Source organism: Enemella evansiae, from assembly GCF_002250705.1.
Classification (GTDB): Bacteria; Actinomycetota; Actinomycetes; order Propionibacteriales; family Propionibacteriaceae; genus Enemella; species Enemella evansiae.
The window spans coordinates 176,917-199,575 of sequence record NZ_NMVP01000001.1 but is presented as its reverse complement, the minus strand read 5'-3'; the positions used below and the strand labels follow the sequence as shown (position 1 = coordinate 199,575).

At 68.8% G+C, this 22,659-nt stretch carries 22 protein-coding genes; 6 read left to right on the top strand and 16 right to left on the bottom strand.

What is annotated here, in order from left to right; translation table 11 throughout:
• Positions 1-82 precede the first annotated feature (82 nt).
• The 8 genes from BI335_RS00990 to BI335_RS00955 form a co-directional block, all read right to left on the bottom strand.
• On the bottom strand, positions 83-1,123 hold the full coding sequence (locus BI335_RS00990; protein WP_229119383.1) for an ABC transporter ATP-binding protein: 1,041 nt from the start codon (positions 1,121-1,123) through the stop codon (positions 83-85).
• Complete coding sequence (locus BI335_RS00985) at positions 1,120-2,172, bottom strand: ABC transporter ATP-binding protein (protein WP_094406663.1); 1,053 nt, start codon at positions 2,170-2,172, stop codon at positions 1,120-1,122. Before BI335_RS00985 ends, BI335_RS00990 begins: the two co-directional genes overlap by 4 nt.
• On the bottom strand, positions 2,172-3,104 hold the full coding sequence (locus BI335_RS00980) for an ABC transporter permease (RefSeq protein ID WP_094424839.1): 933 nt from the start codon (positions 3,102-3,104) through the stop codon (positions 2,172-2,174). The genes BI335_RS00985 and BI335_RS00980 overlap by 1 nt, the downstream gene beginning before the upstream one ends.
• 12 nt (positions 3,105-3,116) lie before the next feature.
• Positions 3,117-4,073 carry an ABC transporter permease gene (locus BI335_RS00975; protein ID WP_094424837.1) on the bottom strand — a complete coding sequence of 319 codons (957 nt, stop codon included), beginning with the start codon at positions 4,071-4,073 and terminating at the stop codon, positions 3,117-3,119.
• Between the two features lie 84 nt (positions 4,074-4,157).
• Positions 4,158-5,756 (bottom strand): ABC transporter substrate-binding protein, encoded by a 1,599-nt coding sequence (locus tag BI335_RS00970; protein ID WP_166646635.1) that lies wholly within the window; start codon positions 5,754-5,756, stop codon positions 4,158-4,160.
• Positions 5,757-6,144: 388 nt separating this feature from the next.
• On the bottom strand, positions 6,145-6,402 hold the full coding sequence (locus tag BI335_RS00965; protein WP_094359095.1) for an RNA-binding protein: 258 nt from the start codon (positions 6,400-6,402) through the stop codon (positions 6,145-6,147).
• Position 6,403: 1 nt separating this feature from the next.
• The gene (gene rpsP, locus BI335_RS00960) at positions 6,404-6,862 is read right to left on the bottom strand and encodes a 30S ribosomal protein S16 (protein WP_094406665.1); all 459 of its coding nucleotides are present in this window, start codon (positions 6,860-6,862) and stop codon (positions 6,404-6,406) included.
• A gap of 206 nt (positions 6,863-7,068) precedes the next feature.
• Positions 7,069-7,668 carry a TetR/AcrR family transcriptional regulator gene (locus BI335_RS00955; protein ID WP_166646634.1) on the bottom strand — a complete coding sequence of 200 codons (600 nt, stop codon included), beginning with the start codon at positions 7,666-7,668 and terminating at the stop codon, positions 7,069-7,071.
• A 49-nt stretch (positions 7,669-7,717) separates the two neighbouring features.
• Between BI335_RS00955 and BI335_RS00950 the strand changes: the two genes are divergently transcribed.
• Genes BI335_RS00950 through BI335_RS00940 form a run of 3 tightly spaced genes read left to right on the top strand, consistent with a single transcriptional unit; the run spans position 7,718 to position 10,086 of the window.
• Positions 7,718-8,728, top strand: a complete 1,011-nt coding sequence (locus BI335_RS00950) for an alpha/beta fold hydrolase (protein ID WP_094429440.1) — start codon at positions 7,718-7,720, stop codon at positions 8,726-8,728.
• Entirely contained in the window at positions 8,713-9,402 is a 690-nt protein-coding gene (locus tag BI335_RS00945; protein ID WP_094424831.1) for an ABC transporter ATP-binding protein, read from the top strand. The genes BI335_RS00950 and BI335_RS00945 overlap by 16 nt, the downstream gene beginning before the upstream one ends.
• A 42-nt stretch (positions 9,403-9,444) precedes the next feature.
• The gene (locus tag BI335_RS00940; protein WP_166646633.1) at positions 9,445-10,086 is read left to right on the top strand and encodes an ABC-2 transporter permease; all 642 of its coding nucleotides are present in this window, start codon (positions 9,445-9,447) and stop codon (positions 10,084-10,086) included.
• Between the two features lie 9 nt (positions 10,087-10,095).
• On the opposite strand, the gene BI335_RS00935 is transcribed toward BI335_RS00940, so the two are convergent.
• Positions 10,096-10,896, bottom strand: coding sequence for a TetR/AcrR family transcriptional regulator (locus BI335_RS00935; protein ID WP_172421665.1), 801 nt, complete (start codon positions 10,894-10,896; stop codon positions 10,096-10,098).
• A gap of 75 nt (positions 10,897-10,971) precedes the next feature.
• Between BI335_RS00935 and BI335_RS00930 the strand changes: the two genes are divergently transcribed.
• Complete coding sequence (locus tag BI335_RS00930) at positions 10,972-11,373, top strand: VOC family protein (protein WP_094424825.1); 402 nt, start codon at positions 10,972-10,974, stop codon at positions 11,371-11,373.
• A gap of 28 nt (positions 11,374-11,401) precedes the next feature.
• Positions 11,402-12,250 (top strand): DUF4253 domain-containing protein, encoded by an 849-nt coding sequence (locus BI335_RS00925; protein ID WP_094400716.1) that lies wholly within the window; start codon positions 11,402-11,404, stop codon positions 12,248-12,250.
• Positions 12,251-12,272: 22 nt separating this feature from the next.
• Here the strand turns inward: BI335_RS00925 and BI335_RS00920 are convergent, their stop codons facing one another.
• The 7 genes from BI335_RS00920 to ftsY form a co-directional block, all read right to left on the bottom strand.
• The gene (locus BI335_RS00920) at positions 12,273-12,941 is read right to left on the bottom strand and encodes an RraA family protein (protein WP_094406679.1); all 669 of its coding nucleotides are present in this window, start codon (positions 12,939-12,941) and stop codon (positions 12,273-12,275) included.
• Positions 12,942-12,945: 4 nt separating this feature from the next.
• Complete coding sequence (locus tag BI335_RS00915) at positions 12,946-14,985, bottom strand: NAD(+) synthase (protein WP_094359077.1); 2,040 nt, start codon at positions 14,983-14,985, stop codon at positions 12,946-12,948.
• Between the two features lie 27 nt (positions 14,986-15,012).
• Positions 15,013-16,140 (bottom strand): amidohydrolase family protein, encoded by a 1,128-nt coding sequence (locus BI335_RS00910; protein ID WP_094429439.1) that lies wholly within the window; start codon positions 16,138-16,140, stop codon positions 15,013-15,015.
• 48 nt (positions 16,141-16,188) lie between these two features.
• Positions 16,189-16,851, bottom strand: coding sequence for a hypothetical protein (locus BI335_RS00905; protein WP_094400706.1), 663 nt, complete (start codon positions 16,849-16,851; stop codon positions 16,189-16,191).
• A 7-nt stretch (positions 16,852-16,858) separates the two neighbouring features.
• Complete coding sequence (gene ffh, locus BI335_RS00900; protein WP_094429438.1) at positions 16,859-18,508, bottom strand: signal recognition particle protein; 1,650 nt, start codon at positions 18,506-18,508, stop codon at positions 16,859-16,861.
• Between the two features lie 95 nt (positions 18,509-18,603).
• Positions 18,604-19,785: an alpha/beta hydrolase gene (locus BI335_RS00895; protein ID WP_133625464.1), complete on the bottom strand. Its 1,182-nt coding sequence runs from the start codon at positions 19,783-19,785 to the stop codon at positions 18,604-18,606.
• A gap of 39 nt (positions 19,786-19,824) precedes the next feature.
• A complete protein-coding gene (ftsY, locus tag BI335_RS00890; RefSeq protein ID WP_094424815.1) occupies positions 19,825-21,021 on the bottom strand; it encodes a signal recognition particle-docking protein FtsY in 1,197 nt (398 codons plus the stop codon).
• 179 nt (positions 21,022-21,200) lie between these two features.
• On the opposite strand from ftsY, the gene BI335_RS00885 reads away from it, so the two are divergent.
• Entirely contained in the window at positions 21,201-22,643 is a 1,443-nt protein-coding gene (locus BI335_RS00885) for an MFS transporter (RefSeq protein WP_094424813.1), read from the top strand.
• The last annotated feature ends 16 nt before the right edge of the window (positions 22,644-22,659 follow it).

Below are 22,659 nucleotides of genomic sequence, written 5' to 3'. Positions count from 1 at the left end.
CCCCGCGCATCCTGCAGGGTGAGGGGGATGCACCCTGGATTCGATGGATCGCGGGTCGGGGGGTACGCCCGAGGGCCACGCCTCAGGCGGCGGGCCGCTCCGGCCCCGGGAAGTGGCAGGCGACCTCGGCACCGGATTCCGAGAGTTCCAGCGGCGGCTTGTCGGTGGCGCAGATGTCCTGGGCGCGCCAGCAGCGTCCCCGGAACGGGCAGCCGGCGGGCTCGGTGGTCGGCGAGGGCAGGTCGCCGACCAGCAGCCGGCGGCGCGCCATCCCCTTGCGGCGGGGGTCGGGGATCGGGACCGCCGAGAGCAGCGCCTGGGTGTAGGGGTGCTGCGGGTCGGTGAAGATGTCGCCCGCCGCGCCGTATTCGACGATCGAGCCGAGATACATCACCGCGATCCGGTCGGAGATGTGACGGACCACGCCGAGGTCATGGGCGATGAAGACATACCCCAGGTCCAGCTCCTGCTGCAGCCGCTCCAGCAGGTTCACCACCTGCGCCTGCACCGACACGTCGAGCGCGGAGACCGGTTCGTCGAGCACCAGCATCTTCGGTTCCAGGGCGAGCGCGCGGGCGATCCCGATCCGCTGCCGCTGACCGCCGGAGAACTCGTGCGGATAGCGCGATGCCAGTGCCGAACGCAGCCCGACCAGCTCCAGGAGTTCCCGGGCCCGGCGGATCCGCGCGGAACGGTCGCCGATGCCGTGGATCTCCAGCGGTTCGGTGAGGATGTCCTGCACCGTGGAGCGGGCCGGCAGCGAGGCGTACGGGTCCTGGAAGACGAACTGCATGTCCCGGCGTACGCTGCGCAGCTCGCGCCGCGACAGGCCGCCGATCTCGCGGCCGTCGAAGCGGACCGAGCCGGAGGTGGGCTGATAGAAGCCCATCAGCGTCTTGCCGACGGTGGTCTTGCCGCAGCCGGACTCCCCCACCAGCGCCAGGGTCTCGCCGCGGCGCAGGTCGAAGGAGATGTCGTTGACCGCGTACACCGTTGTCGGCTTCTTCATGAATCCGCCGCCGACCTGGAAATGCTTGACCAGATGATCGACCCTGAGCAGCAGGTCGTCGGTACGCCCGCCCGCGCCCTCGGTGGGGGTCTGTTCGGCCACACTGGTGCTCACGACGCGTCCTCCCGTGCTGTCCCGGTCGGGGTGATCAGGCTGGGGTCCAATCCGTCCAGCTCGGCGTGGAAGTGGCAGGCCGAGCGGTGGGCCGGCCCGACCTCGGCCAGCGGCGGCTGGGTCTGGCATTCGGTGCGCCCGTTGCTCAGTCGGCAGCGCAGCTGGAACGCGCACCCCTCGGGCAGGAACCGCGGGTCCGGCGGCTGGCCGGCGATCGCGTGCAGCTGCTCGCGGCGGTCGTCGACCCGCGGCAGGGATTCCAGCAGCCCGACGGTGTAGGGGTGGCGGGGGGCGTGGAAGATGTCGTCGACCGGTGCCTCCTCGACGACCCGGCCGGCGTACATCACCACCACATATCTGGCGACCTCGGCGATCACCCCGAGGTCGTGGGTGATCATCACCAGCGCCGCACCGTAGTCGTCCTGCAGCTTCTGCAGCAGTTCCAGGATCTGCGCCTGCACGGTGACGTCGAGCGCGGTGGTCGGTTCGTCGGCGATCACCAGCTTAGGCCGGTTGGCGATCGCGATCGCGATCATCGCGCGCTGCCGCATGCCGCCGGAGAACTGGTGCGGGTACTGGTCGATGCGCTGTCTGGGGGCGGGGATGCCGACCTCGGTGAGCAGCTCGATGATCCGGTCCCGACGCTGGGCCTTCGTCCGCAGATCCGGTGAGTGCCGGCGCAGCGTCTCATCGATCTGGGCGCCGATCGTCATCACCGGGTTGAGGGCGGTCATCGGGTCCTGGAAGATCATCCCGATCTCCCCGCCGCGCACCTCGGCCCGCCGGCGCTGCGACATCGTCAGCAGGTCGGCACCGTCGAACCAGGCGTGCCCGGCGACGACCTTCGCCGATTCCGGCAGCAACCCGAGCGCCGACATGACGGTGACCGATTTGCCGGAGCCGGATTCGCCGACCACGCCGAGGGTCTCCCCCGGGCGTACCTGATAGCTGGCGCCGTTGACGCCGCGGACCAGGCCGTTGAGGGTGCTGAACTCGGTGGTGATGTTCTCCAGCCGCAGCAGGGCGTCGGAGTTGGCTGCCGCGCTCATCAGCGCACCTGCTTCGGGTCGAAGGCGTCCCGCAGGCCGTCGCCGACGAAGTTCACCGCGAGCACGGTCAGCGCGATCGCCAACCCCGGCGGCAGCCACATCCACGGCATCGACTGCAGGATCCGCAGGCTCTGCGCCTCGGAGATCATCGAACCCCAGCTCGGGGTGGGTGGTGGTACGCCGAGGCCGAGGAAGGACAGCGCGGCCTCGGTGCCGATCACCTGGGCGGTGAGCAGGGTGAAGGTGACCGAGGCGTGCGGCAGCACCGCCGGCACCATGTGTTTGAGCAATATGTGGAAGGGAGTGCCGCCGAGCCCCTCGACGGCCTGCACCGAGTCCTGTTCCCGCAGCTGCAGGGTGACGCTGCGGGTGACCCGGAAGGACTGGGTCCACAGCAGCAGGCCGAGCATCAGGATCATCCGCAGCACCCCGGAGCCGAAGAAGGCCACGATGACGATGATCACGATCATCAGCGGGAAGCTCTGGAAGACCTCGGCGATCCGGCTCAGCAGCGCATCGATCCAGCCGCGGAAGTAGCCGCCGACGATGCCCAGGATGATGCCGAGCACGGTCGCGATGAAGGAGGCGGCCAACCCGATGGTCAGCGAGATCCGGCCGCCGGAGAGCAGCCGGGCGAGCACATCGCGGCCCGCCGAGTCGGTGCCCAGCGGGTGCCCGGGGGCCGGCGGCAACCGATAGGAGGCGGTGTCCACGGCGTACGGGTCGACGCGATAGAGCAGCGGGCCGAGGAAGGCGGCCAGCAGGAACAGGATCAGCACGACCGCGCCGACCATCGCCATCTTGTGGCTGCGGAAGCGGCGCCAGGCGAGCTGGCGCGGGGTGAGTTCGCTGCCGTCGGCATCGCCACTCGCGCCGGCGACCGCGGGTGTCGGGTCGTTGATGCCGGACGCACCGGTGATCGGTTCACTCATCGGTTCGGCCTCCTAGACCCGGATCCGGGGATCGATGACGGCATAGAGCAGGTCGGCGACCAGGTTCGCGATCACGACCAGGATCGCGATGAACATCACGAAGCCCATCAGCATCGGATAGTCGCGGCCGGTGATGGAGTCCACCGCGAGTCGCCCGAGGCCCGGCCAGGCGAAGATCTGCTCGATGATCACCGCGCCGCCGAACATCGTCGGGACGTTCACCGCGATCACCGCGATGATCGGGATGAGCGCGTTGTGCACCGCGTGCCGCCAGGTGATCCGCAGGTTGCTGAGGCCCTTGGAGCGGGCGGTGGTGATGAAGTCCTGGCCGAGCACGTCCAGCATCGAGGAGCGGGTGTAGCGCTGATAGACCGCCGCGCCCTGCATGCCGAGCAGCAGCGCCGGCAGGATCAGGTGCCGCAGGCCCTCGAAGACCGTCGGATCGGGGGCGTTCATCCCCGAGGTGGGCAGCCAGCGCAGCTTGAGGCCGAAGACGTAGATCGCGATCAGGCCGGCGAAGAAGGGCGGGACGCAGAGCCAGAGCAGGGAGGCGAAGGAGATCACGTAGTCGACCGGCTTGTTGCGGCGCAGCGCCGACCAGACACCGCTGAGCAGGCCGATCACCACCTGCAGGAGCAGTGCCGGGATGATCAGTGCCAGTGAGTTCTGCAGCCGCTCCCCGAGCACCGTGGCCACGGCCCGGCCGTCGGCCAACGAGCGGCCGAGGTTGCCGGTGAGCGCGTCACCGAGCCAGACGAAATACTGCACCACCAGCGGCTGGTCCAGGCCGAGCCGGGCCCGGGCCATCGCGATCATCTCCTCCCGGTCGGGGCCGGTGAAGGTGATCGGGTCGTAGTACATCTCGATCGGGTCGCCGGGGGCGTTCCGGATCAGCAGGAACAGCAGGATGCTGATCAGGAACAGCGTCACCACACTGACGGCGAGGCGCTTCAGGACGAACCGGAGCATCCGTCTCCTTCTCCGCGGTCGGTTTCGGCCGTGATCGGCCGGCCCCGTTCAGAGCCGGCCGATCATGGTTATCGGGTCAGGCGGTCACTTGCCCCACTGTGCGGCGGTGGCGGTGATCGGGTTCGCCGATGGGTCGAAACCGTTGACCGACTTCCCGGTGCCCCAGTTCAGCGTCGGGGAATAGAGCGGGAAGTTCATCACGTCGGTGTTCAGGATCATGTACGCCTTCTGGTACGCCTGCTGCCGCTTGGCCTGGTCGTCGGTCGACTGCCCCTCGGCCATCAGCGCGTCCAGCTCCGGGTTGCAGTAGCGGGCGATGTTGGCCCCGTTCGGGGACCGCTGTGCGCAGGTGACGCGGGTGGCCAGCAGGGACGGTTCGGGGACGGCCATGGTCAGCGGGCTGATCAGGACATCGAAGGTGCCGTCGGTGACGAGCTTGCCGCTGTCGGCCGCCGTCACCGGGGTGATCTTGGCCTTGATACCGGCCTCGGTCAGATTGCCGACCACGATCCGCATCACCGCGTCGCGGTCCGCCTGCCCGGGCACGATCTGCAGGTTCACCTCGGTGTTCGGATCCCAGTTGGCCTCCTGGAGCAGCTGCTTGGCCTTGTTCACGTCCCGGTTGTAGGGATTCTTGTTCGGCGGGACCACCCAGTCGGGGGCGAACAGGTAGGCATCGAGGGCCTTGCCCTCGCCACCGATCACCGAGTCGACGATGCCCTGCCGGTCGATGGCGTACATGATCGCCTGCCGGACCTTCTGATCCTTCAGCTTGCTGGTCGGGGTGACCACGGTGTGCAGGGTCATCGCCCGGTTGCCCGGCTTCTGCACCACGGTGATGTTCGGGTCGGACTTCATCGACTTCACATCGGCGGCCGGGATCTCGGCGGCGTCGATCTCACCGGTGCCGAGCTGCGCGGCCGCCACGTCCCCGGTCAGGTACTTGGCGTAGACCTTGTCCATCTTCGGCTTGGGGACGTAACCCGGGTTGGCGGTGAACTCGGTCTGATCGTCGGAGATCCACCGGCTGAACAGGAACGGGCCGCTGCCGACCTTGGGCTCGCGGAAGGCCTGGTTGCCCTTCCACTGGTCCCGCGGGATCGACTCGTAGACGTGCTTGGGCGCGAGCGCCGCCTCGGTGAGCAGCGCCGGGAAGCCGACGTTCGGGGTGTTCAGCTCGATCTTCAGCGTGGTGTCATCGGGCGCGGTGATGCCGGTGACCTCCTGCGCCTGACCGTTGCGGAACTCCTGGGCGCCCTTGACCGAGCCGAGGTAGCCGTTGATGTAGGAACCGGTCTTCTTGTCCAGGTGGCTCTCCAGCGCCCACTTCAGGTCGGGTGCGGTGATCGGCTTGCCGTCACTCCACTTGCCGTCCTTCTTCAGGTTGAAGGTGAACGTCTTGCCGTCCTGGGCGAAGTCCCAGGACTCGGCGAGCCGGCCCTCGTACTTGCCGTTGGCCCAGGTGAGCAGCGGCTGGAAGACCAGGTGCACCAGGGTCTGGTCGGCACCGCCACCGGCGTCGTAGGGGTTGATCCCGGTGGCCTTCTGGTAGAGGTAGAAGCTGAAGTTCTTGTTCGCCTCGCCGCCCTGGCCGCCCTGGCCACCGGCGCCCCCCGACTGGCCGGCCGGCGCGCAGCCCGGCAGGGCCAGCAGCGCAGCGGTCAGCGCTGCTGCGACTGCCACTTTCCTCGAAACGCCCACGAGATCCTCCTTGTTCTGGCAGAACGCCGTTTCACTTCCCCGGACGCGAGGTCCAAGAACTGCAATCACTCTGGGTCAGCCCCCAGGGCCTGTCAACCTTTCCCGCCGACCTGTAATGCGCCTGAGACCGTTGCCGTGCCCGCACCACCCCGGCCCACCCACCGCCGTCCCCAGCAGTTGTGAAACCCTATTCCATGTTGGTGTCCGATGTCACCCGTCACACGCCCGCACCGTTCATCGAGTAGCGCCCCCGGCGCAGCGAAGCGGAGCCGGGGGCGCGTGTCGAGATGAACCCCCACCCCACAGACAGAAAACCGCCCCACTGCCGAAGCAGCGGGGCGGTTCTGGGTGCAGTGGGTGCGGTACCGCGTCAGCGGCGGCCGCCACGGCCGCGCCGGTCGACGTCGACGAAGTCGACCCGGACCTGTTCGCGGCCGGCCAGCGCGGCGACGACGGTACGCAGGGCACCGGCGGTCCGGCCCTGCCGGCCGATCACCTTGCCGATGTCGCTGGGGTGCACCCGCACCTCGAGCATCCGCCCGCGGCGCAGGTCCTTGTCGCTGACCCGGACGTCGTCGGGGTTGCCGACGATGCCGCGGACCAGGTGCTCCAGTGCGTCGGCCAGCATCTCAGGCCTCGGTGGACTCGTCGGCGGTGTCGGTGGACTCCGCCTCGCCATCGTCGGACTTGGCCTCCGCCTTGGCCTCGGCCTGCTGCTTGCTGCTGAACGCCGACACCTTGGCGGAGTCGTCGTTGTTGGCCAGCGCGGCGTTGAACAGCTCGGTCTTGTCGGCCTTCTCCTTCTGCGGGTCGACGCCCGAGGGGCTCTTGTCGCCGCTGAACTTCTGCCAGTCACCGGTGCGCTTGAACAGCGCGACGACGGCCTCGGTCGGCTGGGCGCCGACGCCGAGCCAGTACTGGGCGCGCTCGGAATCGACCTCGATCACCGAGGGGTCGTTCTTGGGGTGGTACTTCCCGATCTCCTCGATCGCCCGGCCGTCGCGCTTGGCGCGCGAGTCCATGACGACGATGCGGTAGTGCGGGGAGCGGATCGCGCCGAGGCGCTTCAGACGAATCTTGACAGCCACGTTGGGTGGTTCTCCTAGTTGACTGCCCCGGTCCTGGATTCTCAGGTCGTTCCGGGGCGGGCGGGTGAGCACGGGCGGACCTGTGGGGCAGGCGTACCCGGGCTCGGGTTCGGATCCACACCCGGCGCGATGAGAGGGCGCGACCGGGCACAGAAGCGGACTCATTCTGCCACAGGGGCCCGGTACCGGCGAAATCTGCGCCAGGCTCAGTCAGCCGCGGTGAAGATCCGGTCCAGCTGGTAGTCCGCCAGCGCGACGGCCTCCTCGGCATCCCAGTAGCCACCCATCACCGGCGCCGGTTCGAGCAGGGCCCAGATGAACCGGGCCTCCTGCGCCGGGTCGACCCCGGCGGCCAACCGGCCGCGGGCGGCGGCACCGGTCAGCAGGCCCCGCAGCAGGTCGATCACCTGGCGTGGGCCGGCGGAGAGCAGGGCCCGGGTCTCGGGGTCGCCGAGGGCGCGGATGTAGTACGCCGCCCCGACGGCCGCCTCGAATCGGGATTCCTCGGTGAGCGGCAGCACCTCGGTGATGATCGTGCGCAGCAGTCGGCGTTCATCGGGACGCTCCCCCAGCGCAGCAACGGCTGCCTGCACCCGGGCGCTGCGGCGCTCGTTCATCGTCGCCAGGGCGAAGGTCAGCATCTCCTCGCGGTCGGTGAAGTAGTGCTGGGTGGTGCCCATCGCCATCCCGGACGCGGCGGCGACCTTGCGCAGACTGACGGCCTCGACGCCCTCGCGCACCACCAGCCGCAGCACCGCGTCGGCGATCTCCCGCCGACGCGCGTCGTGATCCACCACCTTGGGCACCCCGCCCCCTTTCTCATGCGATCGCACGAAATAGTGCTACCGTGTTGTCATGCACTCGCACGATAACCCACCCCACCGGTTCCGGCGGCGGATGGCCGCGGTCCGGGCGGCCGGGTACGCCGAACACGACGTGGCGATCGACGGTGCGTCGATCCACTATGCCGCGGGCCCGGCCAATGGGCGGCCACCGCTGCTGCTGATCCACGGCCAGTCCACCGACTGGCGGTCCTATGCCGCGGTGCTGCCCGAGCTGGCGCGGGACTTCCAGGTGTTCGCGGTGGACTGTCTCGGGCACGGCCGGTCCGCCCGTGATCCCGGGCGCTATTCGGCGCACGCGCACGGGCAGCTGCTGGCGCAGTTCATCGAGACGGTGATCGGCCGGCCGGCCGTGGCCAGCGGTCACTCCTCCGGCGGCCTGCTGGCGGCCTGGTTGGCCGGCAACGCACCGGGTTGGGTGGATGCGGTCCTGCTGGAGGATCCGCCACTGTTCACCACCACGCTGCCGCGGGCGGCGACCACCTGGAACTTCGTCGACCTGGCGACCACCTGCCACGGCTTCCTGACCAGCGCGGAGCAGGACTGGGTGGCGTACCACTGGCGCCATCAGCGGATGTGGCACTTCTTCGGGAAGGCCGCCCCGCGGCTGATCAGGGCCGGCCTTTCCTATCACCGTAGGAATCCCGACCGCCCGATCCGGCTCTGGTTCCTCCCCCAGCTCGACGAGGTCACCCGGGCGATCCCCGCCTACGACCCGCGCTTCGGCGAGGCCTTCTTCACCACGAGTTGGGATTCCGGGTTCGACCTCGAGGCCAGCCTGCGTGCGATCGGCGTACCGGCCACGCTGGCGCACACCAGAGTCCGCCACGACGCCGACGGCATCCTGATGGCCGCGATGGGTGATGCGGAAGCCGCGCGGGCCCGTTCGTCGATCGACCGCGTGGAATTCGTGAAGGCCGACACCGGACACGACTTCCACGGCGCGGATCCGAAACGGTTCGTGGACCTGCTCCGCGAGCTCGCCCGGCGCGCCGAGATGGAGCGACCATGGCAGCAGTCCTGAGTGTCCGCGGGCTGAGCAAGGCCTATCCCTCCTTCGCACTGCGCGAGGTCTCCTTCGAGATGGCCCCCGGCACGATCATGGGTTTCGTCGGGCGGAACGGGGCCGGCAAGACGACCACGCTGAAGTCGATGCTCGGCTTCGTGCATCCCGATGCGGGTGAGGTGGAGTTCTTCGAGATGAGGATGCGGGAACACGAGTTCGAGATCAAGGAGCGGATCTCGTTCACCTTCGGTGAGGTGAATTTCTATCTGAAGAAGACCATCCGCCAGGTCACCGACGCATACCGACCGTTCTTCGCCGGCTGGGACGAGCATGCCTACCGTGCCCATCTGGAGCGCTTCCAACTCGTCGCGACCAAACAGCTCGGCCAACTGTCCCAGGGAATGCGGGTGAAGTACGCCCTGACGCTCGCCCTCTCCCACGGCGCCGAGCTGCTGGTGCTCGATGAACCGACCTCGGGGCTGGACCCGGTGTCCCGGGACGAGCTGCTACGGCTGTTCCGCGGGTTGGTCGCCGATGGGCGGACCAGCATCCTGTTCTCCACCCAGATCCTGTCGGATCTGCAGCGGTCGGCCGACACGATCACCTACATCAAGCAGGGCCGGGTGCTGGCCAGCACCCGGCCTGGCCGACTTCCTGGCCGACCATCGCCCAGCCGGTGGCGGGGCCGCTGACCTCGAATCGATCATGATCAATCTGGAGCGGGAATGAGAGAGATGTCGGTCCTGGTCGGCAAGGACCTGCGGTTGGCGAACCGGCCGCTGTTCGCGATCTTCCTGGCGATGGATGCCCTGCTGCTGGTCCCCACCTATCCCCTGCACGTGGCGCTGATGTGGGTCTGTCTGGCGATTTTCCAGACCCAGTTGCATTTCCGGGAGTCCAACGATGTCTCCTTCTCGATGCTGCTGCCGATTTGCAAGCGCGACCTGGTGCGCGGTCGGGTGCTGTTCTGCTGCCTGGTGGAAGTGCTGCAACTGCTGGTGGCGGTACCGTTCGCGATGCTGCGCCGCTGGCTCGACCCCGGGGCACCGGTGGGTTTCGAGGCCAACCCGGCGCTCTTCGGATCGGCGCTGATCATGTACACCCTGTTCAACGCGATCTTCTTCACCATGCACTTCCGCACCGGGTACGCCCTGGGCCTGCCCTTCCTCTGCGCGGGATTGGCGACCATGGTCTACCTCGGTGTTGCCGAAGCCGCCGCCAACCTGCCCTCGCTGGCACCCGTGCTCGCCGCCACCGATCGGGCGGCCCTTCCCCCGCAGCTCGGAGTCCTGCTGCTCGGCGTACTCGTCTTCACCCTCGGCAACTGGCTCACCTACCGGATCGCCGCCACCCGCTTCGAGCGGGTCGATCTCTGACCGTCCGATTCACCGGCTGTCCACACCGCGCGATTCGCGACCGCCGGGGCCATCGATGAGTGCGGCGAGGCCGTCGAGGGTACGCGCGAGCCCGAATGCCCAGGCGGCCTCGGGATCCCACGCACTGCCCTGCGCCGCGCCGGCCACGGCACCGATGCGTACCGCGCGGGGATAGGTGGCGGGGTCGAAGGCGCGCGCCAGCACCGGCTCGTTCGCGGCCCACCAGTCGGCATCGCTGACCGCGCCATCGGTGGCGGCCCGCACGGCGTCGTGGGTCGATCGCACCAGCGACTGCACGAAGCCGAGCACGAACGTCAGCGCCGCGTCGACGGTGACGTCATCGAGCCCGGTGCCGTCAAAGGCCGCGAGCTCGTGCTCATACTTCGCCAGCAGCCCCGGGCCGAGCGGCGGGCGGCTCAGCGCTGCGACTTCGGTGAGCCAGGGATGATCGGTGAGCAACGTGCGATTGGCCTCGGCAACGGCGGTGACGCGGCGGCGCCACGACCTGCTGCGCCACGGCTTGCGCGACATCTGCAGATACCGGGCGTCCACCATCAGGTCGAGCAGCTCGACCTTGCCGGGCACGTAGGTGTAGACCGACATCGTCGAGACTCCGACCCGTTCCGCGACGCTGCGCATGGTGACACCGCCGAGCCCCTCTTCATCGGCAATGGCCAGGGCGGCCTGCACGATCTGGGCCACGGTCACCGACCGGCTCGGCCCCTTGCGGCGTGGCTCGGCGGATTCCTCACCCCACAGCAGCGCCAGGGTACGGCTCGGCTCACCGACTCCGGTCCTCTCCCTGGTCACGGGAACGAGTCTGCCACGCTTCTCCATACCCCGTACACTGTACGACGTACAACGCCAGGTCACCGAAGGAGCGCCATGCAGATCACCAGCACCGCCATCTCCCTCAATGTGCCCGATGTCGAGGCATCGGCCACGTGGGCGATCGAACACCTCGGATTCACTGCGGCCATGGCCGCGGACGGGTTCACTTCGCTGGCCCACCCGGACGCGGGCATCAACCTCATCTTCCTTCGCACCGGGCTCTCGACGTTCAAGCCCGCATCGGTGGCGGGCACGGCGGACGGACTGCTGGTGGTGTTCACCGTCGATGACATCGACACCGAATACACGCGCCTGCGGGCCGAGGGCGTTGACGTGGTCACCCCCATCGAGACCGAGCCGTGGGGCGAGCGCTACTTCCAGATGGCCGATCCGAACGGCGTCATCTTCCAGCTCGTCCAATGGGTCGAGCCGACCGACCCCCGATACGCGGGTTGAGTCGGATCAGTGCCCATAGGGTCTGATCATGGGACTCTGGGATCGACTGACCGGCCGCGCGAAACACTCCACCACCGAAGAATCCAGCGAAACGCGTCGATCGGTTGCTCCAACCGAGCCTGCGGAATCCACCCGCCCGGGACCGCCGGAATCGGCGACCTCGACCGCGCCGGTGCCCCTGGCCGCTGAAGTCACCCAGTTGCTCGGCGAGCGCGCAGTGTTCCCGCTGGCGGACGTACCCGGGCTCGGCACGATCTGGGTGACCCCTGTCGCACCCGGTGAAGCAGAGGGGGTGTGGCGGCAGTTGTCCTCGCTCGACGGTATCAGTGCGGTGATCGTGGCCGACGCTGACGATCTGGCGGAGGACTACTTCGGCATCCTCACGGTCGATCGGGACCTCGTGGATCACCACGCCCGCATCGATCGGCTCGCGTCCATGGATACGGACACGGACGACATCTTCGACCGCCTGCGCGAGAAAGTCCCCGTCGCCCTGGACGTGGGCCGCCCCGGTGATCCGTTGACGCAATCGACCGAGTTGGCGCCTTCCTCCGGTTACGTGGCGATCTTCCCCGACCCCCGTCGGTGGCTCATCCCGTTGTGGATGGACTATCTCGGCCCGGTCAATCTCGGCATCGAGGCCGACGAGCTCGCGGAGGTGTTGCGAATCTGGGAGCAGCGCTGGGAGGCACGGTTGATGATCATCGGCCCGTCCGACTGGGCGCTGGAGGTCGGCACCCCTCCCAGCGACGACGCCGAGGCGCTCGCGGTGGCAGCGGAACACGGCGTATTGGCCCCGGACTCGGTCGAACCCAACGGACTGTGGGGTTGGGTACCGGTGGTGAGGTCCCACCACTGGGCCCACTGGTGGGACTGACCCCGGCTGGAATGCCGTGTGATCAGAGAATCCCGTGCCGAGCAAGAACCTCGGTGGCGCTGGCACCCGCCTCGATCTCGCTTCGCACGGTGTTCTCCGCACTGGCCTTCTGCAGGGCTCGCTCGAGCACCTCGGACTCGATCTCCTGCGGAATCACGACGACACCGTCCACATCCCCGAAGATCAGGTCACCCGGCCGCACGGCGACACCGCCCACCTCGATCGGTACCCGATAGTCGACGACGGCGGATCGTGGTCGGGAGTCGAGCGCGTACGAGCCGCGCGAGAACACCGGCCAGTTCTGCTCCAGCACCGCAGGCGTGTCCCGGTGATACCCGTCGATCACCGCACCCACGGCCCCGCGGGTCCGCGCAGCCGCCGTGAGGATCTCACCCCAGGCCGCCGCCGAGGACACCCCGGTCGCGGCCACATAGACCTCCCCCGGTTCCAGCTGGTCGAGGGCCTGGGTCAACTTGCCGAAGGGCCGGTCGTTGGCACCGAACACGTCCCCGACGATCACCGGCATCGCCCGACCGAGCAGCCGATGTTCCGCGGTCAGTCCACGAATGTCCGGGGGCAGGAACTGATGCAGGCGCCCCAGCTGATCCAGCACGTCGCCGATCACCGGGGAATAGAGGGTGCGGCGCGCTTCGGCGATCAGCTCGGGTCGGACATCGCGTGGTTCGGTCATGGCCTCACTCCTTCGGTACCTGCTCCAGGTTCTTCAGCCAGGCAGCCGGGCTGGCGTCGGAGGGCATCCGCCAGTCCCCGCGCGGGGAGAGGGCGCCGCCGGAGAGCACCTTGGGGCCGTTGGGCAGCGCGGATCGCTTGAACTGGTTGGCGAAGAAGCGTTTCCCGAAGACCTCGAGCCACCTGCGGATGGTGGCCAGGTCGTAACCGGAGCGCTCGTCGTGCTCGATGTTCGCCGGCCACTGCCCCTGCTGCGGGTCGTGCCAACCGTGCCAGGCGAGGAAGGCGATCTTGTCCGGCCGCATCCCGAAGCGCAGCACGTGGAAGAGGTTGAAGTCCTGCAGCGCGTACGGGCCGATCGTCGCCTCGGTGGCCTGCGGCTGCTCCCCTTCTCGGGTCGGTACCAGCTCGGGGGTGATCTCGGTGTCGAGGATCGAACGCAGGATCGTCGCCACCTCGTCTTCGAAGAGGCCCTCGGAGATCACCCAGCGGATCAGGTGCTGGATCAGCGTCTTCGGTACGCCGGCGTTGACCGCGTAGTGCGACATCTGGTCGCCGACGCCATAGGTGCACCAGCCCAGCGCCAGCTCCGACAGATCACCGGTGCCGAGCACGATGCCACCGCGCTGATTCGCCAACCGGAACAGATAATCGGTGCGCAGCCCGGCCTGCACGTTCTCGAAGGTGACGTCATAGACCTCCTCGCCGCGGCCGGCGGGATGCCCCATGTCGAGCAGCAGCTGCTTCGCCGCCGGGGTGATGTCGATCGTCTCGAAGCTCACCCCGAGGGCTTCGCAGAGTTTGGTGGCGTTGTTGCGGGTGTGCTCGGTGGTCGCGAATCCGGGCATCGTGAAGGCGAGGATGTCGCTGCGCGGGCGCCCCATCCGATCCATCGCGCGAGCGGCGACGATCAGCGCATGGGTGGAGTCGAGACCGCCGGACACGCCGATCACCACCTTGGGCTGACCGATCGCGCGCAGCCGCTGCTCCAGCCCCGAGACCTGGATGGCGTACGCCTCATAGCAGTCCTGGGCGAGCCGGCTGGGATCGGCGGGGACGAAGGGATAGCGGGCGATCTCGCGCCGCAGGCCGATGTCACCGCGGTCGGGGCCGAGCTCGAATTCCACGTGTCGGAAGCGATTCAGCCGATCGGCATGGGTACGCCGGTTGTCGTCGAAGGTGCCCTGCCGCATCCGCTCCTGGCGCAGCAGATCCAGATCGACATCGGCGACCGAGCGCAGCGACTCCATCCCGAAGCGGTCGGTCTCGGCGAGCAGCAGGCCGTTCTCATAGATCATCGTCTGCCCGTCCCAGGACAGATCGGTGGTGGACTCCCCCATCCCCGCCGCCGCGTACACGTAGGCCGCCAGACAACTCGCCGAGGCGGCCCGGCAGAGCAGGTGCCGGGCGTCGGCCTTGGTGACGGTGATCGGGCTGCCGGAGATGTTCACCAGGATCGAGGCACCGGCCAGCGCGGCCTCGGCGCTCGGCGACACCGGTACCCACAGGTCCTCGCAGACCTCAACGTGCACAGCGAATCCGGGCAGATCGACCGCATCGAAGATCAGGTCCGGACCGAACGGCACGCTCTGCCCACCGAGTCGGATCGACTGCCCCCACTGATCGTCACCGGGCGCGAAATGCCTGCGCTCATAGAACTCCCGGTAGTTCGGCAGGTACGCCTTGGGCACCACCCCGAGGATCCGGCCGCGGTGGATCACCACCGCGCAGTTGAACACCCGCGTCCCCCGGCGCAGCGGCGCGCCGACGACCGCCACCGGGTCGAGTTCGGCGCTCGCCGCGACCACCTCGTCGATCGCCGCCAGGGTGGCATCCAGCAACGGGTCCTGCAGCAGCAGGTCGTCGATCGCGTACCCGGTCAGCCCGAGTTCGGGGAACACCGCCAGCGACACGCTCTCCTGGTGGCACTCGCGCAGCACCTCGATGGTGGCGGTGGCGTTGGCGTGCGGATCGGCGATCTGTACGCCCAGGGTGCAGGCCGCCACGCGGGCGAAACCGTGCTCGACGGCTGACCAGAAGTTCATGGTCGCAAGATTGCCATGATGCGCGGATCAGAGCACGACGCGGCCCCGCAGCACGACGCGGATCGGCGTACGCACCAGAGACAGATCCTCGCGGGGGTCGCCGTCGATGACGACCAGGTCGGCGGGGGCGCCGTCGGCGATGCCGGCGAAACCGAGCCAGTCGCGGGCCCGCCAGCTCGCGGCGCCGAGGGCGTGCTCGGCGCTGCCGACCCGGCCGAGCAGCTCGACCTCCCGGCCGATCAGGCCGTGCGGGATCACCCCGCCGGCATCGGTACCGGCGAACACCGGCACCCCGGCGTCGATGCAGGCACCGATGGTCTCGAAGCGGCGGGCGTACAGGTCCCGCATGTGTGCCGCATAACCCGGGAACTTGCCCTCCCCGCGGGCGGCGATGTCGGGGAAGGTCTCCAGGTTGACCAGCGTCGGCACCAGGGAGACCTGGCGGGCGGCCATCATCGTGATGGTCTGGTCGGTCAGCCCGGTTCCGTGCTCGATGCCGTCGATGCCGGCGGCGATCAGCTCGGCGAGCCCCGCCTCCCCGAACTGGTGCGCGGTCACCTTGGCGCCGAGCTGATGGGCGCGGGCGATCGCGGCGGCCACCGCCTCGGCCGGCCAGAGCGGGCCGAGGTCACCGGTCTCCCGGTCGATCCAGTCGCCGACCAGCTTCACCCAGCCGTCGCCGCGGGCGGCCTGCCGCTCCACCTCGGCGACCAGGTCGTCGGGCTCGACCTCGGCGGCATAGTTGCGGATGTAGCGCCGGGGCCGGGCGATGTGGCGGCCGGCCCGGACCAGCCGCGGCAGATCCTCCCGGTCGTCGATCCAGCGGGTGTCGGCCGGTGACCCGGCGTCGCGGATCAGCAGGGTGCCCGCGTCCCGGTCGGTGTACGCCTGCTCCTCGCTGGTGGCGTCATCGACCGCGCCCGCCTCATCGAGGCCGATGTGGCAGTGCGCGTCCACCAGACCGGGCAGGATGTGACCGCCGGCACAGATCGTCACCGCATCGGCGACCGGTTCGAAACGGATCAGCCCATCGACCACCCACAGCTCACGGCGCTCCCCCTCGGGCAGCAGCACCCCGTCCAGGTGCAGCCGCGGCGCGGGCGCGTTCGGATCGATGCGGCGATGCGGCTGGGCGTGGCTGTGGTCGTGTCCCATGGGCTCAGTCTGCCCCGGGCCGACCCGCCCGCGAGCGCGGGGCTCGGCTCAGGCGCGGGTGGCCAGCACCTGGGCGGCGTCGACGATGTCACGCCACTCGGCGGAACCCTTGTTCGCCGGGTCGCTCCAGGCGATCGCGGCCCCCTCGGCGACCCGCAGATTGATCCGGTCCTCCACGGGCTGGGCGGCGATCCGGGCGACCAGGTCGTCGGTGAGCACCTGGGCGGCGTACGCCGGGTCGTCGCCGAAGATCGACACCCCGGGCAGGCCGGGATGATCCGGCAGCTGCTGGCCGATCGGTACGAACTCGTCGTCACCCATCCGGTGGGTGACGATGTCCAGCACCGGGCGCTGCCCGTCGAGATCGACCGCCGCCACCGCGATGGCGTGCTTGTCACCGAGACTGCGGTCCCGGCCGGACTGCGGCAGGGCCCGGGAGGCCCACCAGTCCTGGGTCCAGTAGCTGAAGGGCCGGCCGTCGCGCTGCCCGCGGACCACGTCGTAGGCGCGCTTCTCCCCGCCGAGGCCGAAGGGCGGCGCCTGGAACCGCTCCAGCATCGCCGGGTCGTCGGCGGTGTAGCTGTGCCCGTCGGCCGCGACCTCCTTGCGGAACCGGGCCCGCCCGATGCGGTTCACCAGCAGCAGCACCGCCACACCCAGGAAGAGCAGCACCACCACCAGGATGACGATGATCAGCAGGATCGATCTCACGGGGTCATCAGTCCTTCTTGTCGTTCTTGTCGTTCTTGTCGTTGTTGAACATCTTCTGCAGCTCCGGCGGCAGTTCGAACTCGCTGCCGGAGCCCGCCCCGTTGCCCTTGAACTGTCCCATGTCGAAACCGTGCCCGCCGAAGGCGGCCGCCGGATCGGCCGCCGGCTGCGGCGGCTCGGGCATGACCGGCGCATTGCGCTTGGCCGGGTTGCCGGAGACGCCCTTGCGGTTCTTGCCCTTCTTCGTCTGCTGCTGCTTCTTCTTGCCGCCGCCGGCACCGGGCATCCCCGGCATGCCGGGCATTCCCGACGGCATCTGCCCGTTGGCCAGCGCCGACATCATCTTGCGGGCCTCGAAGAACCGCTCGACGAGCTGGTTGACCTCCGACACCTCGGTGCCCGAGCCCTTGGCGATCCGGGCCCGCCGGGAGCCGTTCAGGATCTTCGGGTCGTCGCGTTCGGCCGGGGTCATCGACAGGATGATCGCCTCCAGCCGGTCGACCTCCCGCTCGTCGATGTTGGCGATCTGATCCTTCATCTCGCCCATCCCGGGCAGCATGCCGAAGATCTTCGACAGCGGCCCCATCCGGCGTACCGCCTTCATCTGCTCCAGGAAGTCGCCCAGGCCGAACTGGGAACCGCCCTTGGACGAGATCTTCTCCGCGGCCTTGCGCGACTGCTCCTCATCGAAGGTCTTCTCGGCCTGTTCGATCAGGGTCAGCATGTCGCCCATGCCGAGGATCCGCGAGGCCATCCGCTCGGGGTGGAAGACGTCGAAGTCCTTCATCTGCTCGCCGGAGGAGGCGAACATGATCGGCTTGCCGATCACCCGCGCGATCGACAGCGCCGCACCGCCGCGGGCGTCACCGTCGAGCTTGGTCAGCACCACACCGTCGTAGCCGACACCGTCGGCGAAGGCCTGGGCGGTGTTCACCGCGTCCTGGCCGATCATCGCGTCGACGACGAACAGCACCTCATCGGGATTCACCGCGGCCTTGATGTCGGCCGCCTGCTGCATCAGCACCTCATCGACGCCGAGCCGGCCGGCGGTGTCGACGATCACCACGTCGTAGAGCTTGCGGTCGGCCTCGACCAGCGCGTCCCGGGCCACCGCGACCGGGTCGCCGACGCCACCGGGGTTGGCGGCCTCGGCCGCGGAGGAGGCCCCGGGGTGCGGGGCGAAGACGTGTACGCCGGCGCGCTGGCCGACCACCTGCAGCTGGGTGACCGCATTGGGTCGCTGCAGGTCGGCCGCGACGAGCAACGGCGAGTGACCCTCGGACTTCAGCCAGTACGCCAGCTTGCCGGCCAGCGTCGTCTTACCGGCACCCTGCAGGCCGGCGAGCATGATCACAGTCGGCGGCTTCTTGGCGAAGCGCACGTTCCGGGTGTCGCCACCGAGGATGTTGACCAGTTCCTCGTTGACGATCTTGATGATCTGCTGGCTCGGGTTCAGCGCTTGGGAGACCTCCTCGCCCTTGGCGCGCTCCTTCACCGCGGCGATGAACTCCTTGACCACCGCCAGGTTCACGTCGGCCTCGAGCAGCGCGATCCGGATCTCGCGCGCGGTGGCGTCGATGTCGGCGTCGCTCAGCTTCCCCTTGCCCCGCAGATTCTTGAAGGTGGCGGAGAGGCGATCGGACAGTGTGTCGAACAAGGCGGTTCCTCGGTCAAATGGGTTCTGGGCGGGATCGAGCGGTCGAGGGCGTACGGGTGCGTGCGCTGCGGACCAACTTTACAAGATGGAGGCCGTCACAGGCCGTTGGTGCGGCCCAGCCAGGCGAGTGCCTGCGGAAATGCCGGGACGTAGGTCTTGAATCCGTGGCCGCCGGTGCCCAGCACGATCTTGGCGGTACCGGGCCACCGTCGGGCCGCCTCGATCATCGCCTTGGAGTCGCCGTCGCCGTAGGTGTTGCCGTCCCAGGACATCTTGTCGCGGGCGGAGGTGACGATCAGCAGTTTCGTCGGCTGCGGGGTGGCGTTCTGGAACTGCCACAGCGGTGTCACCGACCGGCGGAATTCCTCCGAGCCGCCGAAGAGATCACCCTCGCTGGGCTGCACCCACGGATGGTAGTAGCCGCCGATCGAGGCGGCCGCCCCGAACTGGTCGCGGTAGCGCAGCAGCAGGTTGGTGGCGCACAGGCCGCCGGTGGAATAGCCGGCCAGATTCCACTGCCGCCGATCACCGCTGGCTCGGACCGCGGCGTTCACCGCCGCCGGGACGTCGGTGACCAGCCAGGTCTCCGACTTCGGGCCGCCGGGGATGTCGAGGCATTCGGTGTCGCGCGGCGGATGGGTCATCACGGTCGGGAAGACCGCGATGAAAGGTTTCGTGTCACCGCTGGCGATCGACTCGCTGGCCACCTTGTCGAACTCGAACTGGTTGTAGACACCCTCCGGCGTACCGGGAGACCCCGACATCATGAACAGCACCGGGAACTCGGCGTCCGGGCCGGCGCTGAAATAGGCCGGTGGCAGCCACATGAGGATCTCGCTGTTCACCCCGGACGCCTGCCCGCGGACCAGCATCCGCACCAGGGTCGCCCCCGAGGGGGTGGGCCGGGTGCTGGTCGGCGGCGGTTCGGGACGGGCCGGATCCGGGGCCAACGGCGGGCCGACCTGCCGCGGTTGCAGGTCGTTGCTGGCCTCCCGGGTGCCGAGCAGATCGCCCCAGGTCATGTAGAAGCGCATCTCCCGGTTGGCGAGCACCAGCACCGCGAACACGGCCAGGGTCTGCGCGAGCAGGATGGCCACCCAGCGCACCCCGAGCCAGCCGAGGTTGCGGGGTCGTTCGCGGCCGCGCAACCGCCAGCGGTGCACGGCCCAGCGCCGGCCCCCGGCACCGCTGCGGTCGAGGCGTACCAGGACCAACAGCGGTATCAGCACCGTCAGCGCGACCAGCAGCACCGCCAGTCCGCCACTTCGCAACCCCACGGGCAAAGTATGACCTGTTTCACCCCGCGGGGAGCCTGTTCAGCCCAGGATGGCGTCCACGAACTCCTCGGCGTCGAAGGGGGCCAGGTCGTCGGGGCCCTCGCCGAGTCCGACGAGTTTCACCGGTACGCCGAGTTCGCGCTGCACCTGGACGATGATGCCGCCCTTGGCGGAGCCGTCGAGCTTGGTCAGCACGATGCCGGTGACATCGACGACCTCCCGGAAGATCCGCGCCTGGATCAGCCCGTTCTGGCCGGTGGTGGCATCGATGACCAGCAGCACCTCGGTGACCGGCGCCTTCTTCTCGATCACCCGCTTCACCTTGCCGAGCTCGTCCATCAGACCGGTCTTGGTGTGCAATCGGCCGGCGGTGTCGATGAGCACGCAGTCGACCTCCAGATCGACCCCGGCGGTCACCGCCTCGTACGCCACCGAAGCCGGATCGGCGCCCTCGGCCCCGCGGACCGTCGGCACACCCACCCGGGCACCCCAGGTCTCCAGCTGGTCGGCCGCGGCGGCGCGGAAGGTGTCGGCGGCACCGAGCAGCACGTCGCGGTCCTCGGCCACCATCACCCGGGCCAGCTTGCCGACCGTGGTCGTCTTGCCGGTGCCGTTCACCCCGACCACCATCACCACGCCGGGATCGTCACCGACCCGCTGGTCGTGCAGGGTCCGGTCGAGATTCGGGTCGACCAGGGCGAGCAGTTCCTCGCGCAGGATCCGACGGGCCTCGGCACCGTCGGTGACGCCCTCGACCTTGAACCGGGTACGCAACCGGTCGACCAGTTCGGTGGTCGGACCGACCCCGAGATCGGAGGAGATCAGGGTGGCCTCGAAGTCCTCCCAGGTCTCCTCGTCGATGGTGCCGCCGGAGAGCAGGTTCAGCAGGCCGCGGGACAGGGCGTTGTTCTGCCCGGCCAGGCGGGCCCGGAGCCGCTGCAGGCGGGTTCTCGGTGCCTCGGGACGGTCCAGCAGGTCGGGGCCCGCGCCTGCCGCGGTACCGGCACCGGGGTCGAGGTCCGGGTCGAGCGTGGCGACCCCGCCGCCCTCCCGGTCGTCATCACCGCCGCCGCCGGCAGCACCGGCACCGCCCCGCTGCTCGGCCTCCAGCTCGGCCCGGTGCTGCCGCTCCAGGGCACGTCGCCGACCGACCGCGACCCCGATGCCGATCCCGGCGGCGAGGAGCACGACCGCGCCGATGATGATGCTGAGAATCAGTGGGTCCACGGCCGCCATCCTAGGAGGTTCGGCGCGTACCGGTTGCACCCGAGGGGTACTGCGGGTAGGGGTGGTCAGACCCCAAGGAACTCATGTAACGTGTCCGATTGTCTACAAAAGTACAATCGAGCGACGCGGCCGAGTACAGAGCGAGTACAGAGATCGAGTGATCCGACGGATCACGCGAAGGAGCGACGATGGAGTCCAACTCTGCTGGGGTGTCCCCCAGCGTCCCGCTGATCGACGACGCACCAAAAGAAGCAAGTCCAAAACTGCTCAAACGGGCAGTCACCGCCTCGGCGATGGGCAACGCCACCGAATGGTTCGACTACGGTGTGTACGCCTACCTCGCCACCGAGATCGGGGCGAACTTCTTCCCCGGTGAGCATGAGGCCCTCGGCGCCCTGTTGGGCCTGGCGGTCTCCTTCGTGCTGCGCCCGCTCGGCGGTCTGGTCTGGGGCCCGCTCGGCGACCGGCTGGGCCGATCGAAGGTGCTGGCCACCACGATCCTGCTGATGTGCAGCGCCACCTTCCTGATGGGGTTGCTGCCGACCTTCGACCAGATCGGTATCTGGGCACCGATCCTGCTGATCCTGCTCCGGGTGGTGCAGGGGTTCTCCACCGGCGGTGAGTACGGCGGCGCGGCGACCTTCATGGCCGAGTACGCGCCGGACAAGAAGCGCGGATTCTGGGGCAGCTTCCTCGAGTTCGGCACCTTGGCCGGGCTGACCGCGGGCCTGATCATCGTGGCGGTGCTGCGGTTCTTCCTCGGTGACGCCGCGATGCAGGACTGGGGCTGGCGGATCCCGTTCCTGGTCGCCGGGCCGCTCGGCGGCATCGGGCTGTATCTGCGGATGAAGATGGAGGACACCCCGGTCTTCCAGGAGCTGTCCGAATCCGGTGAGTCCGAGGACGAGGCCACCGGCGCACTGAAGAATCTGCTGAAGGAGCACTGGAAGCCGATCCTGCAGCTCTTCGGCCTGGTCATCGCGCTGAACGTGGCGAACTACCTGCTGCTCACCTACATGCCCACCTACCTGCCGAACACCGTCGGGATGTCCAAGGGCAATGCCGAGATCATGGTGCTGATCGGCCAGGTGGTGATGATGATCCTGCTGCCGATGGCCGGTGCCCTGTCGGACCGGATCGGCCGGAAACCGTGCTGGTGGATCTCGCTGATCGGGTTGTTCGTGCTCTCGGTACCGATGTTCTGGCTGATGGGCAAGGGCATGGTGCTGGCCGTCATCGGCTTCACCGTGCTGGGCGCGATCTATGTGCTGCAGCTCGGTACGATCTCGGCCACCTTCCCGGCGATGTTCCCCTCGCATGTCCGGTACGCCGGGATGGCGATCTCCTACAACGTCGCCACAGCCGCCTTCGGCGGCACGGCTCCGGCCATCAACGAGGCGCTGATCGGCGCCACCGGAAACCCGCTGATCCCGGCGTTCTACATGATGGCCGCCTGCGCGGTCGCGATGGTGGCCCTGCACTTCGTGATCGAGACCAAGGGCGCCTCGCTGCGCGGCCGTGGCGTACCGGGGGTGCTGTCCCGACCCGCCGGCCGTCGCCCCGGTGGCGGCGGGGGTGGGCTCGGTGGCGGTGGTACGCGGCCCGGCCAGCTCCGCCCGACCACCGATTGAACAACCGGTGATCGTC